This is a genomic window from Hyalangium sp., assembly GCF_035629615.1.
Taxonomy (GTDB): domain Bacteria; phylum Myxococcota; class Myxococcia; order Myxococcales; family Myxococcaceae; genus Hyalangium.
This window is the reverse complement of sequence record NZ_DASPHO010000299.1, coordinates 1-14,198: the sequence shown is the minus strand read 5'-3', so window position 1 is coordinate 14,198 and position 14,198 is coordinate 1. Positions and strand designations below refer to the sequence as shown.

Annotated in this window: 14 protein-coding genes; 8 read left to right on the top strand and 6 right to left on the bottom strand. The window is 68.0% G+C overall.

Annotated elements, in window-relative coordinates; genetic code table 11:
• The 7 genes from VD972_RS15215 to VD972_RS15185 all read left to right on the top strand — a co-directional run.
• Positions 1-901 (top strand): hypothetical protein (locus VD972_RS15215; protein ID WP_324987344.1); only part of this gene is annotated, 901 nt, incomplete at its 5' end.
• Positions 902-946: 45 nt separating this feature from the next.
• Positions 947-1,882, top strand: coding sequence for a MoxR family ATPase (locus VD972_RS15210; RefSeq protein ID WP_324987342.1), 936 nt, complete (start codon positions 947-949; stop codon positions 1,880-1,882).
• Positions 1,879-3,204 (top strand): DUF58 domain-containing protein, encoded by a 1,326-nt coding sequence (locus VD972_RS15205; protein WP_324987339.1) that lies wholly within the window; start codon positions 1,879-1,881, stop codon positions 3,202-3,204. The genes VD972_RS15210 and VD972_RS15205 overlap by 4 nt, the downstream gene beginning before the upstream one ends.
• 86 nt (positions 3,205-3,290) lie before the next feature.
• A complete protein-coding gene (locus VD972_RS15200) occupies positions 3,291-4,187 on the top strand; it encodes a hypothetical protein (protein WP_324987336.1) in 897 nt (298 codons plus the stop codon).
• Positions 4,188-4,396: 209 nt separating this feature from the next.
• Entirely contained in the window at positions 4,397-5,728 is a 1,332-nt protein-coding gene (locus tag VD972_RS15195) for a hypothetical protein (RefSeq protein ID WP_324987333.1), read from the top strand.
• A gap of 220 nt (positions 5,729-5,948) precedes the next feature.
• Positions 5,949-6,401 carry a hypothetical protein gene (locus VD972_RS15190; protein ID WP_324987332.1) on the top strand — a complete coding sequence of 151 codons (453 nt, stop codon included), beginning with the start codon at positions 5,949-5,951 and terminating at the stop codon, positions 6,399-6,401.
• Between the two features lie 219 nt (positions 6,402-6,620).
• Complete coding sequence (locus tag VD972_RS15185; protein WP_414654066.1) at positions 6,621-9,368, top strand: SNF2-related protein; 2,748 nt, start codon at positions 6,621-6,623, stop codon at positions 9,366-9,368.
• Here VD972_RS15185 and VD972_RS15180 read toward each other — a convergent pair.
• Positions 9,350-10,099, bottom strand: a complete 750-nt coding sequence (locus VD972_RS15180) for a TIGR02206 family membrane protein (protein WP_324987329.1) — start codon at positions 10,097-10,099, stop codon at positions 9,350-9,352. The two genes, VD972_RS15185 and VD972_RS15180, sit on opposite strands and share 19 nt — an antisense overlap.
• A 180-nt stretch (positions 10,100-10,279) precedes the next feature.
• On the opposite strand from VD972_RS15180, the gene VD972_RS15175 reads away from it, so the two are divergent.
• The gene (locus tag VD972_RS15175; RefSeq protein ID WP_324987327.1) at positions 10,280-11,131 is read left to right on the top strand and encodes a hypothetical protein; all 852 of its coding nucleotides are present in this window, start codon (positions 10,280-10,282) and stop codon (positions 11,129-11,131) included.
• Here VD972_RS15175 and VD972_RS15170 read toward each other — a convergent pair.
• The 5 genes from VD972_RS15170 to VD972_RS15150 all read right to left on the bottom strand — a co-directional run.
• Entirely contained in the window at positions 11,125-11,583 is a 459-nt protein-coding gene (locus VD972_RS15170) for a hypothetical protein (protein ID WP_324987326.1), read from the bottom strand. The genes VD972_RS15175 and VD972_RS15170 overlap by 7 nt on opposite strands.
• A gap of 59 nt (positions 11,584-11,642) precedes the next feature.
• Positions 11,643-12,008, bottom strand: coding sequence for a Smr/MutS family protein (locus tag VD972_RS15165; RefSeq protein ID WP_324987323.1), 366 nt, complete (start codon positions 12,006-12,008; stop codon positions 11,643-11,645).
• The gene (locus VD972_RS15160; protein WP_324987320.1) at positions 11,947-12,237 is read right to left on the bottom strand and encodes a hypothetical protein; all 291 of its coding nucleotides are present in this window, start codon (positions 12,235-12,237) and stop codon (positions 11,947-11,949) included. Before VD972_RS15160 ends, VD972_RS15165 begins: the two co-directional genes overlap by 62 nt.
• Before the next feature lie 75 nt (positions 12,238-12,312).
• Positions 12,313-13,353, bottom strand: a complete 1,041-nt coding sequence (locus VD972_RS15155) for a DUF72 domain-containing protein (RefSeq protein ID WP_324987317.1) — start codon at positions 13,351-13,353, stop codon at positions 12,313-12,315.
• A gap of 155 nt (positions 13,354-13,508) precedes the next feature.
• Positions 13,509-14,198 (bottom strand): diacylglycerol/lipid kinase family protein (locus VD972_RS15150; protein WP_324987314.1); only part of this gene is annotated, 690 nt, incomplete at its 5' end.

Genomic DNA, 14,198 nt, shown 5'->3' with positions numbered 1-14,198 from the left:
CGACTACATTATCGACGCATCGTTCCTCTCCGCGGAGCCCCCTTCGGGCACCAACGACGACGAGGCGACCGGTGCCAGCGTGGATCCTCGCAAGGCCGCGCCCCAAGCCCGCCCAGGAGGCACCGGGCGCACGCGCGCCATCACCAGCACGGGCACAAAGCGCGTCGCACCGCCCACGGGCAGGACCGGCTCCCATGCCGCGGTGAAGGCCGTCCCGAGCGGTGGGGCGAGCGCCAAGGGCCCGGGGGGCACCTCGGGCAGCAAGGCCAACATCCGCGCCGTGTCGAAGACGGGCTCCTCTCGCTCCGTCCCCGCGGTCCGCCCCGCCTCTGCGCCGCAGCCGGACATGGAGCTGGATGACGCGGAGCCTCGCAAGCCCCTGCTGCCTCCCTCTGCCGCCACGAAGGGGTACGCCACCACGAACAGCTCCGGCAAGATCGTCGCACCCGAGGAGCTCATCTCGGGGACACGCGAGTTCTTCGGCGAGCTGTCGCGCTCGGACAAGATCGCCTTTGCCGGCTCCTGCGTCCTCGGCCTCTCCGTTTTCCTGCCGTGGAAGGAGACGGCCGCGGACGGAGAGGTGCTCGGGCTCATGAGCGCGGGCGTCGGCGCCGTGCTCAGCGCGGCGCTCGTGATCGGCGCCATCTTCGTCCGGGTGCGTCGCACCATGCCGAAGCTCAGCGGCTCGGCGCCGTGGATGATGCAGCTCGGGGTGTCCTTCATCTCCGTGCTCTACACCGTCATCTTCATCAAGTCCGCCTTCGACTCCACCCAGGTCCCCTCCCACTTCGGCAACTCCATGACCTGGAACTCGTCCCCCAGCTTCGGGGTGTTCCTTGGGCTGTTCGGGGCCATAGGAGCGCTGGTGGGCTCGGTGATGGGGTTGAGGGAGCGCCAGTAAAAACCCGCGCCGCCGCGCGGCCACCGGACTACCGTCACCGCCGCGATGCCCAGCGAACATCCCCTCTCCCGACTCACCGCGGCGCTCAGCGCGACGGTGGTGGGCCAGCCTCACGTCATCGCCGATCTGGTGACGGCCTTCCTCGCGCGCGGCCACGTGCTGCTGGAGGGTGTGCCCGGCGTGGCCAAGACGCTGATCGCGCGCAGCATGGCCGCGGCGCTCGGGCTCCAGTTCACCCGCGTCCAGTTCACCCCGGACCTGATGCCGAGCGACATCGTCGGCACCAACGTCTTCCACCCCGCGGAGAATGCCTTCCGCCTGGTGCGTGGCCCCGTCTTCACCGAGGTGCTGGTGGCCGACGAGATCAACCGCACCCCGCCCAAGACGCAGGCGGCGCTGCTGGAGGCGATGGAGGAGCGCCAGGTCACCATCGACGGCGTCACCCACCCGCTGCCGCCGCACTTCTTCGTGGTGGCCACGCAGAACCCGCTGGAGCTGGAGGGCACCTACCCGCTCCCGGAGGCGCAGCTCGATCGCTTCCTCATGCGCGTGCGCGTGGGCTACCCGGACTCGGACGCGGAGGTGACCATGCTGCGCGGTTTCCACCAGCGCGAGGGCAAGCTCCCCTCGGTGGAGCGCGTGCTGGACATGGCCACGCTGACGGAGCTGCAGAACCGGGCCGCCCGCGTCACGTGCGATGAGTCCGTCCTGGCCTATGTGGTGAAGCTCGCCCGCGAGACTCGGGCCAACCCGCGGGTGCGCCTGGGGGCCTCCCCTCGCTCGGCGCAGGCGGTGCTGGCCGCGGCCAAGGCCCGTGCGGCCCTGCAGGGCTCGGACTTCGTCACCCCGGACGAGGTGAAGGCCGTGGTGCCCAGCGTCCTGAACCACCGCCTCCTGCTCAAGGCCGAGGCCGAGGTGGAGGGCGTGACGGCGGACGACGTGCTGAGGCAGACGCTCGAGCAGGTGAAGGTCCCCCGGTGAGCGTGGGCCGCCCCGTCCCCACCGGGCTCGCCGTGGCACTGCTGGCGGCAGCGCTCGTCCCCTCCGCACTGGCTGTCGTGAGCCCCGCGTTCGCCTGGCTGGCCCTGGCGCTGGATGTGGCCGTGGTGGCGCTGTGCGTGGTGGACTTCCTGCGCGCCCCGCAGGCCTCCGCAGTGGAGGTCCGTCGCGCGGTGGAGCCGATCCTGCGCTCGGGGGTGGCCAACTCCGTGCACCTGGAGCTCACGAGCCGCAGCGGAGCTCCCCTCCGTGGCGAGGCACGGGACGAGGCTCCTACGAATGTGGCGGTGGAGGGGCACAGGCAGCCCTTCTCCGTGTCACCCGGCCCGCGTCCGGCCCGGCTGACCTACACCGTGAATCCTCCAGCGAGGGGAGACGCGCGCTTCGGGGACATCCACCTGCGGCTGCTCGGCCCGCTGGGGCTGTGCGCTCGGCAGGTCCGCGTTCCTGCGGAGCAAGTGGTGAAGGTGTACCCGGACCTCACCGCGCTGACGCAGGAGGCGCTGGCGCTGGCTCGCGCGTCGGATGCTCCCGCCGAGCGTGTGCTTCGGCGCCAGGGAGAGGGCCGCGAGTTCGAGTCCCTGCGCGAGTACCGCACCGGCGACGACTACCGCACCGTCGACTGGAAGGCCTCCGCGCGCCGTGCCCGCACGATGGTGCGCGTGTACCAACCTGAGCGGAACCAGCCGGTGCTGCTGTTGCTGGACTGCGGGCGGCACATGGCCGGCAAGGTGGACGGCCGCCGCAAGCTGGACCACGCGGTGGACGCGGCGCTGCGGCTGGCCAAGGTGAGCCTGGACGCGGGGGATCTGGTGGGGGTGCTCGCCTTCGCCAGTGACGTGCGCGCCTACCTGCCTCCGCGCAAGGGCCGCGAGCACCTGCGCCTGCTCACCGAGGCGCTCTACCGCGCCGAGGCCGCGCTCGAGGAGAGCGACTACGGCCGGGCCTATGACTTTGCCTTCGCTCGCAGTTCCCGGCGCTCGATGGTGGTGCTCTTCACGGATCTGGTGGATCCGGACACCTCGGGCACGCTGGTGGCACGCACGCTCATGCTGCGCCCGCGCCACCTGCCCCTCGTAGCCTCGCTGCTGGACGAGGATCTCCAGGCCGCGGCCACCGGCGTGCCTCATGCGCCGCAGGACGCGTACACGCGACAGGCGGCCGCTCGCCTGGAGGACGAGTACCGGCGCACCGCGGTGACGCTGCGGGACTCGGGCGTACTGGTAGTGCGTGCACCGGCCCGGGGCTTCGGCGCGGCGGCCATCAACACGTACCTCCACGTCAAGTCGCGCGGACTGCTCTGAGGCTTCCTCCTGGGCTCCGTCTGGGATTTCTGCCTTCCTACGTGACAGGTCGGGTATCATATACCCTCTCTGATACGGAGGATTCCATGGGACTTCGCAAGCTTCTCAGGGCCAGGCTCCGGGCCGCTGCTCCCAAGCAGGAGCAGGCACCCCCGGTAGGTCTCCAGGTGTTGTTTCCCAACCCGGTCGCGCTCACCGCCACCCCGCTGGTGCGCCTGCTCCAGGAGCACCACCCTTCCCTGGCTCAGGTCCGCGTCGAGGTCAGGACAGGCAACCTGAGCATGCTCATGGGCCAGAGCGTGAGCACGGACATCGGGCAGATGGCGCGGGTGCAGTGGGGGCGGCACACGGTGCTCCTGGCGCTCTTCGACACGCGCATTCACGCGGAGACGCTGGAGCGGATCCTGGATCATACCTACCAAGACGATGATCTGAAGAAGCACGCGGAGGTGCACACCGCCTATGCCGCGCTCACCTACCGAGGTGAGGAGAAGGATCCGCTGGAGCAGTATGTGGCCTTGTCGCTGATCGCGGTGGCGCTGGCCCACCTGGGCGCGAGCGTGATGGTGAACGCCTATGCGCTCACCTGCTATCCCGCCCAGAGACTCCTTCCCCAGGCGGGAGAAGATGCAGACACGGTGATGCGGACCTTGCCGTTGACAGCCCTCTTCGTGGGCTTCCTGAGGTTCCAGGTAGACGACTCAACGGGAGTCTGGATGCGGACGTGCGGCGCTCCGCAGTTGGACCTGCCGGATCTGGCATTCTACGCCCAGGGCCCTGAGGAGAGCGCAACCGTGTTCACCCTGTTCAACAACCTCTTCCAGGCGATGCGCTCCTCCCAGGTGAGGTTCAGCGCGGGGGACAAGCTGGATGACGGTGAAAGGCTCTGGCGGTTCCGCAAGCCGCGCGCGAGCGAGGGGTTCCTTCACAGCTCGCGAATGATCGTCATGGAGCCCGAGCCCTCAGCTGGGCGGCTCACCTGAACGTGTCCACGATGTAGACCCCCGCCCGCGGAAAATCGAGGATGGCGGTCCCGGGCTTGGACTCGGGCCGCTTGCGGAGCTAGCCGTTCGACCTTCATTCATGGGTTGGCGGTCGCTCTCATCCCCCGCAGTTGACGTGAGTGTCAGGACTCCTCTAGAAATTCTGGGTTGTGCTCCCGGCGCACGGGGGCATGGCCACGAGGCTCCACATGTCACGCTGGGCGGGGCTGCTGCTGCTGTTCGCGTTCCTTGTCGGGTGCAACGCCACCACAAGGAAGGTCGTCCGCCTCGACACAGGCCAGGGGGCTCCCACCGTCCACCTCCCCCGCCAGGACATGGAACCGCCAGGAGTGGACGAAGACGAGTTCAAAGAGGCTGTAGCCAAGTACGGCCGCATCGTGCGGCCCGCCGCGCGGCCTCTGGAGTTCGCCCGCCGGCTGTTGGGGGTCCCTGAGCGCAGTGGCTGGTACCGCTACGAGGGCAGGAGCCGGCGTCTGCTGCCCTCGGGTACTGGCAGCCAACAGCATCTGCGCCTGTTGCCAGAGGATGAGGAGTTGAATCGCCGCTACCTGCTGTGGTGTGAGCGGACGTGGGAACCGGGGGATTGCCTGCGCCTGCTGGTGGACAGCCCCGTGCTGGACGGGGACGGCAAGTACGCCCTGGCCATGGCGATTGCCCACAGCAAAGTGCTGGGGGCCATGAAGGAAGAGCTCGGGCGGCTGGTGAGCCCCTCGGCGGTGGTGGCCACAGTGGTCGGTGGCCTGACGATGTACGCCATCTTGTTGGCACTTCCCGAACCCGTGAGTAAGGGCGTGGCCGCTCTGCTGACGCTGGGAGCGGTGGGGTACCTGGGCTGGGACACGGTGTGGCGCCTGGTGGATGGGTGGCTCGTGCTGATGGAAGAAGTGGATGGGTCCACCAACTTCGATGAGATCCACGCGTCTGGCGAGAAGTTCGGGGAGGTGATGGGGGAGAAGGCGGCCCGAGCGTTTGTCATGCTGGGCACGGTGGTGGTGGCGAGGAGCACGGCGGGGGAGTTGGCGTCGACCCTGCCGACGCTACCGGGGGCCGGGCAGGCAGCAGTGGTGGCCGAGTCGCAGCTGGGCATCCGCTTCACGGCCTCGGCGCTGGCTCAGGTGGAGTCGGTGGCGGTGACGGCCGAGGGCGTCACCATCGCGCTCTCCCCCAACGCCATGGCCATGAATGCGCAGCCTCAGGGGCAGCAGCGGCCTCGCGCATCGCAGGTGACTGCCGAGGCCACCGGCCAGGAGCATCATGTCATCTCCAAGCGGATTGCCCTCAGGTTGGAGAAACACACTACGCTCCAAGGCCATTACAAGGAGCGCGACCCGCGCTTCGTCACTCGAGCCAAGACCACTGAAGACCACAACGGCTACCAGAAGTGGCACCGCGAGGTGGATAAGGAGGTCATTCGGTGGCTCGACGAGAACCCCAAAGCGACGCCGCAGCGATTCGAAAACTACCTGCGCGAGGTGTACTCCCGTCCCGACATGATCAAGAGGTTTCCGAATGGCTTCTGAACCCTCTGCCACCTCGCGCTTCTTCGTCCTGCAAGTGCCTGCTACGGGGAACGACACCGAATTTTACGATGCTGATGGCAATGTTGGAGACGCGCCGCGGTGCCCAAAGTGCAACGACATCCTTGGCGCGCTATCGTGGCTTCCACCCTATCGTGGCGAGTTGGAGCTGCACGGGGAGGGCTTCGGCGACCTCGTCAGGACATCAGGCAATGATCTCCTCATGACTGAGCGCATGGCGGAGGCCTTCCGGAAAGAGGGGCTCAAGGGCCTGAGCGGTTTCCACCCCGTGGAGATTCTGCGCGTGCGCAAGCGGGGCCGGCGCAAAAGTCTGCTGGTGCCGCCGAAGTACCTCTGTGTCTCGCCCGCCTTCTTGAGCGCGGCGGTGGACGAAGCCCGCAGCTGCATCCGGCGCTCCGAACCTATCTCGTGCACGTACTGCCGTGTCACCGGCGTGGACGCTACCTACGGCTTCTCTATTGAGGAAGGGAGTTGGAACGGGGACGACGTGTTCCGCCCGCGAGGCTCGACAGGAAAGGTCGTCGTCTCCGAGCGCTTCGAGCGTTGCGTCACCCAGCACGGCTTCACCAACATGGAGCTGACGCCGACCGAGAAGTTCGTTCTCGACTTCTACCCCCCTCGCCCACCCCCATCTACCCCCAAAGCGTCGGCCTGAACCACGGTCGCGTCCGCCGTCAAGTCCCTTGTGCGGGCACCGCTCACCGCGCGCTCTCCACCCCATCGCTGATAAAGAACCGTGCCAATCGCGCCGAGGCCGATTTTTAGGCCTGGGAGAAGACCCCCTTTACATGGCGATCTTGCTCCTCAAAATGTCGGCCGCGTCACAACGCCCTCCACTGGAGGGGGGCGTCCGCGAACGGATGGAGATCGGGTCTTGGGTGTGGAGGTCGCACGGGGTCTGAGAGTCGAAGTCGAAGTGTCGGCGGCGACGGCGGCGCGGGGCGAGGCGGAGCCAGGGCGTCCTCTCACCCCGTTCCACGAGCGCCTGCTCTCGGAGGAGCTCACCCTCCGCAGTGCGGACTCGCACCAGCGGATGGCCAATGCCCTCTCCGAGGCGAAGGTCGATCTCAACCCCCACCAGGTGGAGGCAGCGGCGTTCGCCCTCGACTCCCTGTCGCGCGGCGGCTGCATGCTGGCCGACGAGGTGGGCCTCGGGAAGACCATCGAGGCAGGCCTCGCCATCGGTCAGCTCATCGCCGAGGGGAAGAACCGCATCCTCATCCTCGCGCCCGCCACGCTGCGCGCGCAGTGGAACAGCGAGCTGAAGGAGAAGTTCGATCTGGAGTCCGTGCTGGTGGATGGCCGCACGGTGCGCGCCACCGGCAACTGCTTCGACCAGCCCTTTCCCGTCATCTGCTCGCACCCGTTCGCGGCCAACAAGGCGGCGATGCTGGCCGAGATCCCCTGGGATGTGGTCGTCATCGACGAGGCCCACCGCCTGCGCAACTGCCACAGGCAGGGCCACAAGACGGGGCAGGCCCTGCGGGCCGCCCTCCTGGGCCGCCCCAAGCTGCTGCTCACCGCCACGCCACTCCAGAATGACTTGATGGAGCTGTTCGGGCTGATGTCGCTGCTGGACGAGCAGATCCTCGGCCCGGAGCATGCCTTCCGCAGTCGCTACCAGGTCGATCCGGAGTGCGGCGGCCTCCGGGAGGACGCTGTCACCGAGCTCAAGGAGCGGCTGGCCCCCGTGGTGCAACGCACGCTGCGCCGGCAGGTGCGCGAGTACGTGCGCTACACCAACCGCCGCAGCATCGTGGAGGACTTCGCGCCCTCTCCCGAGGAGCAGGACCTCTACGAAAAGGTCAGCGAGTACCTGCGGCGCTCGGAGGCGGCCGCGATCGAGCCGGGCAAGAAGACGCTGCTCACGCTCTGCTACCGCAAGCTGCTGGCCTCCTCCACCTACGCCATCGCCCCCACGCTGCGAAAGCTCTCGGACAACCTGGAGAAGCGCCTGGAGGCGGCGAAGCTCGGCGCCCAGGCCCTGGCCCTCTTCGAGCCCGAGGAGGCCAAGCAGTACGCCGAGGAGGGCGAGGAGTGGTCGGACGAGCCCGCGAAGCCGAGCAACCTCCGCACGCTCCAGAACGAGGTGTGGGAGCTGAAGCAGTACGCGGACCTGGCGGACTCCATCAAGGTGAACGCCAAGGGTGAGGCGCTCAAGCGCGCGCTGGACCGGACGTTCACGGTGATGCGGGCGCACCAGTGGCCGGAGAAGGCCCTCATCTTCACCGAGTCCAAGCGCACGCAGCAGTACCTCTTCAACCTGCTGTCGGATCACGGCTACCGCGGGAAGGTCTCGCTGCTGTCCGGGGACGTGGCCGCCGCCCCCGAGGAGCGGCGCGCGCTGGTCGAGGAGTTCCGTCACCGCTCGCAGATCCTCATCTGCACGGAGGCCGGCGCGGAGGGGCTCAACCTCCAGTTCTGCAACCTGGTGGTCAACTACGATCTGCCGTGGAACCCGCAGCGGGTGGAGCAGCGGATCGGCCGGTGCCACCGCTACGGCCAGCAGCGGGACGTGCTGGTCATCAACTTCCTCAACCGGCAGAACGCGGCGGACGCTCGGCTCTTCGAGCTGCTGGAGAAGAAGCTCAACCTCTTCGATGGTGTGTTCGGCGCGTCGGACGAGATCCTCGGGGCGCTGGAGAGCGGCGTGGACTTCGAGCGGCGGGTGCTCGACATCTACCAGTCCTGCCGCCACCCGGACGAGATCAACGCCGCGTTCGACAAGCTGCGCTCCGACATGGAGCAGCGCATCAGCTCGCGGATGACCGAGATGCGCTCGGTGGTGCTCGAGCGCTTCGATGGGGACGTGCGCCGGCGGCTGAAGCTGGCCAGCGAGCAGACGAAGGAGGTGCTCGCGCGGCGGCAGCAGGAGGCCCGGGCGCTCACGGGCTCCGTGCTGGGCAACCGCGCCTCGGGGCGCCTGCAGGTGGCCAAGGCCGCCTATGCCGTCCGGGATCGGACGCACGACGCCATCAGCTACCTGCAGTTGGACGCCGCGGGGCTGCCCTCGAGGCTGGCCCGGCTGGCGGGCAGCGAGGGCTGGTGGTTCGTCTACAAGTTCGAGCTGACGGGCCTGAAGGCGGAGGAGAAGCTCGTCCACCTGGTGCTCATCCGAGAGCGGGACGGCGGCTTCCGGGCCCTGCCCGTGCAGGACGGCGCGCACTTCGTGAAGCTTGCAGCGAAGCTGGAGAAGCGCCGGCAGCCCGAGGCGGTGTCGGTGTCCCTGCTCCAGGAGCAGGCCCTGCTGGCCGCCAAGGACGAGCTGGTGCGCGTCGCCGAGCGCCGCAACGCACGGGAGCTGGATCGGGCCCGGGACCGCGCGGACCGCTACGCGGAGGACTGCCTGCTGGAGTCGCGCGAGGCGGTGGAGCATGCGCGCGAGCAATGGGTGGAGGTGCGCAAGTCCGTGCTGGCCTCCGAGGATCCCGCGGAGCGGGTGAAGGCGCGCTCGCACGCGGATCGGCTGGAGCGGGAGTACCGCAAGAAGCTGGCCTCGCTGCGCAACGAAGAGGAGAAGCGCTACGCGGCGAAGGATCGGCAGATCACCGACCTGATGCAGAAGGCCAAGGTGACCGAGAAGCGCTCGATGATCGCCTCCGCCTACTTCTGGCTGAGCTGAGCCCCCCCTCCTCCGCGGGCTCGGCTCCACCAGTCCTTGAGGGCAAAGGGCACGTAGAGGATGAACAGCGAGGCCAGGCCCACCCCGATCAGCGAGAGCACGTACCAGGGCCACGGCCCCAGCTCGTCGATGAGCGACGGAAAGTCGGGCCTCCGGGCGATGAACAGGTAGTTGCTGCCGATCAGCAGGTTCAGCCCGAAGATCACCCCCGTATAGGCCAGCATGCAGCCCGCCACGCGCCACAGCGTGCGCCACGTCGGGCGGAAGCCCTCCACCACGGTGAAGTAGATCCCGGTGGTGATGATCGCTCCGTGGATGACCATGGAGGTGAGGAAGTACAGGTGCGGGAAGCCGTAGATGCCGACGTTGGACGTCACCAACGCCTGGAGCGCGCCGCCCACGCCCAGGAAGTACACGAAGTCATAGAGCCACCGGCTCCGGCTGAGCAGCAGGGCGAAGCTGAGCAGCGCCGTCAGATCGCACAAGTGCAGCGGGAGATCGCTGCGCACATCCCAGAACCCCACGTGGATGCGCCACACCACATGCGCCATGAACATCACGGCGATGAGGGCCGCCAGCCCGAGTCGGAAGAAGCGGCGGCCGCGCTCGCTCAGCACTCTCCGCAGCGGCACCAGCGCCAGGTTCGCGGCCAGCACGATCCCGAGCACCACCAGGTGCGCGGCCCCGAACATCCTGAACCCGATCCCCACCGGATGGGCGCTGAAGTCCACGATCCCCCCTTTACCGAGTGCGAAACCCCTCGAATTGCCGCCTCACGGCCTTATTCCAACCACCACGTATACATTGACCGTTTTTGGCATACATCAGCCCTATTAGCCCCTTGATGTAGACCCCAACAATACATTAGACGTTCCTGTACGCGAGATTGACGCACTGCAGAGGAGCGGCTCATGGGAACCCGGTACATGGATTCGTCGATGCCCTGGGAGGCTCAGGAAGAAGCGCTCCACCTGGTGCCCGAGCTTCCCATCATTCCCCGGGCGCCCACGGTCGCCGCCTCGCGGAGGAAGGGCTTCGTCCCAGGGCCGCCGAGCCCGGACTTCGACAGGTCCGAAGAGGCGATCATCACCTCCTCGTTCCTCGCTCCCGAGGATCTGCCGCTGCCCGGCGTGGAAGCGCGGACGGAGTTCGCGCAGCAAGGCGTGCTGATCGCGGATCTGCTCCGGACGACGTTCGCGCAGCGGCGGTACGGCCCCGCGCGGTACCGGCTCCACATCGTTGAGCCGAACGGCCCCAGCACGGGTGGTGGGCGCCAGGCCCGGCAACCGCTCTCGCTCGTCTCGCGCAAGGAGTCGGTGCCCGCGATCGTCTGCGGCTGGGTGAATGTGGCCCAGAGAGAGGCCCAGGTTCGAAGCTACGGCGTGATGGCGCAGCGCTACGAGCGACGTCACGGCTCCACACCCAGGCTCACCGAGGAGGAGTACGGGCGGTTCCTCGACAAGCTGATGGACACCCTGTTCGACGGGGGCTTCCAGATCGTCCACCTCGTCTCGGACGATGAGGAGTCCCAGCCGGCCCGGAAGAGTGTCCGATGGCTGCAGCGCTCCTCCCGCTCAGGCCTCGGGGTGGCGTTGCTGGTGGTGCTGGCGTTCGCGCTGGGGATGAACGCGGAGTTCCTGGCCCCCGGGCTCCAGCAAGTCCCTGGCGCGCTCTCGCAGGCGGGCTCCTGGGTTGAGGAGGGGATCTCCTGGCTCTCCCAGGTGCCCTCCTGGATCCGGTACTTCTGGCACCTCTTCTACTGAGCCGGCTGCTGGACCCCGTAGTTGTTCACGGGAGCTTGCGGAAAGCTGGTGGTGCCGCCTATCGGCTGCTGGAAGGTGCCTCCCACCGGCGGCTGGAGGCCGTAGCTGCCCACGGGCGCCTGCTGGCCGTAGTTGCCCATGAGCGGCTGCTGGAGCTCATAGCTGCCGATGAGCGGCTGCTGGAGCTGGTAGCTGCCTACGAGCGGCTGCTGGAGCTGGTAGCTGCCCACGAGCGGCTGCTGGAGCTGGTAGCTGCCCATGAGCGGTTGCTGGAGGCTGTAGCTACTTGAGAACGGCTGCTGGAATTCGTAGCCGCCGATGAGCGGCTGCTGAGGGCTGTAGCTGCCCACGAGCAGCTGCTGAGAGCCAGGGTTGCTCTGCTGGGCGAGCGCTGTCTCGGCCACTCCCCAGGCCACTCCAGCGACAGCCAGTACCAGGATTCCCGTGCGCATGACCTCTCCTCCTTGAGGAAAGGTGGGCGTGAGGGAGGCTCCCAGCAATGCGCCTCTCCTCACGGTGTGGGGTCTGCGCCCCCCTCATTGGGGGCCACGGCCCTCAACCGGACCCAGGTGGCCCCCCAGCCTCCATCGGCTTCACTGGCGGACTGAAAGGACTCCACCTCGGGCAGCTTCGGCAGCAGCGAATGGACGGTGCGACGCAGCGCGCCCGTGCCCTTCCCGTGGATGATCCGCACGTCGAGGATGCCCTTCTGACGGCACGCCCACAGGTACTCGGTGACCAGCTCCTTCACTTCCCGAGGCTGAAAAAGATGCAGGTCCAGGTTCCCATCGACTGGAACTTCGACCACCTCTTCTTCAGAGGGAACCTCCTCCGGTGGAGGCGGGGACTGTGGCGGCTCGTTGGGTCTGCGGCTCATAGCTGGCCTCGGCCTCCTGCTTCTTCCGCTCGGCCTCCAGCCTGGCGCGCTCCCGAGCCTCGCGGAACTGCTGCTTCAGAGAGGAGACCTCGGTCTTCAGGGCAGAGAAATGTCTACCCACTTCCTTCGGCGAATCGCCCGCCTGAGGAGACACCCCCGTCCGCCCGCTCCCGGCGCCACCCGCCGCCGTCAGCTGGACCACGAGTGCCGCCATCATCAAGGGGTTCATGTCTCCCTCTCTTAGCAAGAGGCATGCACAACCTTCCAGGTCTTCGAGGTATCAAATGCATGACGCACCACGCCCTCACGACGCGCTGCGTCGCCCTGCAAGGACCTGATCCGTGCTCTCGGCCAGCTTGAGAGCAGACAAGGGAGCGCTTCCTTCGGCCTTGTTGTTGATGATCACGAAGGCCGGCCGCCCCTTGTGCGAGGCCGCAGCGCAGATGCCTGCGAGCGCCTCGCGGGTGACCGTGTCCTCGTCCACCAGACGGTGGAAAGGGGCATAGCGGGCGTAGGCCTCCTCGTAGCCGAGGTGTGGCGGCAGCATCCAGCGCGCCACCACGGCTGGGAACTCGAGCGCGCGCGTGAGCACGGCCTGATGCACCACCGGGGGCATGTGGCGCCAGGCGGCCAGCACCGGGCACACGCCCAGCTCTGCGAGCACCTGGGCAAAGCCCTCGGTGAGCAGCTCCTCGTTGCGGACCTCCACCGCGTACAGCGGCCCCCGGGGCAGCGCGGCGAAGAAGGCGTGGAGGCGCTCGACGAAGCGCGACGGGCCGCCAAAGCCGCGCGTGTCCTGGGGCGGGAACTGGAAGACGAGCGGGCCCGCCTTGTCCCGCAGCCCCTCCACGAAGGGCGCCACCACCATGTCGGCCGCGTAGCTGGCCTGGAGGAACCGATCGTTCGGCTGCCCCCGGTGAACGCCGTAGCGCTCGTGCAGGGGGTAGCGGGCCAGGGTGCACACCTCGTGCGCCTTCACCAGGAAGCGGAAGTCCGCGGGCACCTGCGCGGCGTACTCGGCGAAGGTGAAGGCGGAGATGGGGCTGTAGAAAGTCCGATCGATGCCCACCGTGCGCAGCACCGGGTGCTGGGAGTACGCCGCGAGCCCCTCGCGGGCCAGCATCGACTGCGCGGCCTCCCGCTCGTAGACGAGGCCCGCCCAGCCCGGGAAGGCCCAGGACGAGGTGCCCAGGTAGAGCCCTTGGGGCAGGCGTTCGCCCAGGGCGCGCACCTCCTCTGAGACGGGGGCAGGTCCCACGGGCTCCGCCTTCCGAGAGCGGCGCGACGACGGCTCGGACACCGCGCCGGTGAAGAGATCGAGCTGAGAAGGTCCTCGCTGGGACATGAGCGGCTCCGACAGACTCCTGGGCACCCGGCCACCGGAAGACACCCCGGCAGCCCGTGGAGGCGGGAGGTAACGCCTGCAGGGAGAGAATGCACCAGGTTGGGTCGGAATTGCCCAACTCTCTACGTAGGCTGCCTGGACTGGAGACAGCCGAGCTACACCTTGAGGCGGATGGCGCCGGGGAGCACCGTCATCTTCGCCGGCAGCCGGCCGGGGACCTCGCCGTCTACCTCGATGAGCACCTCGCGGCCGTCCGCGCTCTCCGCCTCGAACGTGCGGCACTGCAGCTGCCGGGTGCCCTTCCACGTCACATGCTCGCCGCTGTAGATGCCCTTGGACTTGAAGATGAAGGTGCTCAGCGTGTAGCCGGACCAGATGGTGACGTTGAAGAGGCCATCGTGCGTGAGCGCGCCCGGCGCCACGCACATGCCGCTGCCGAAGTAGCGGCCGTTCGCCACCGCCACCACGTTGATGGGCAGGGACAGCTCAGCGCCGCCGTCCGCCCGGAGCTTCACCGTGGGCGGATCGAACTGGAACATGCCCTTCACCGTGCCCCACACGAAGGCCGTGTTGCCGCCCAGCGCCTTGCTGCTCGAGTTCACCTCGTTGGCCACGAATGCGCTCACCCCGAACGACGCGATGTTCGCGTAGTAGCGCCGGTCTGGCTTGCCCTCGTGGTTGATGTACTCGACGAGCCCCACGTCGAACGGCTCCGTCTTCTCCGTGCGCAGCCTCGCCAGCGCCGCGTCCAGTTCCAGATCCCAGCCAAACGCCCGCCGGAAGTCTCCGCCCGTGCCGCGGGGGATGACACCCAGCGCCGCATTCGGGTTGAGCGCCTTGCCTTC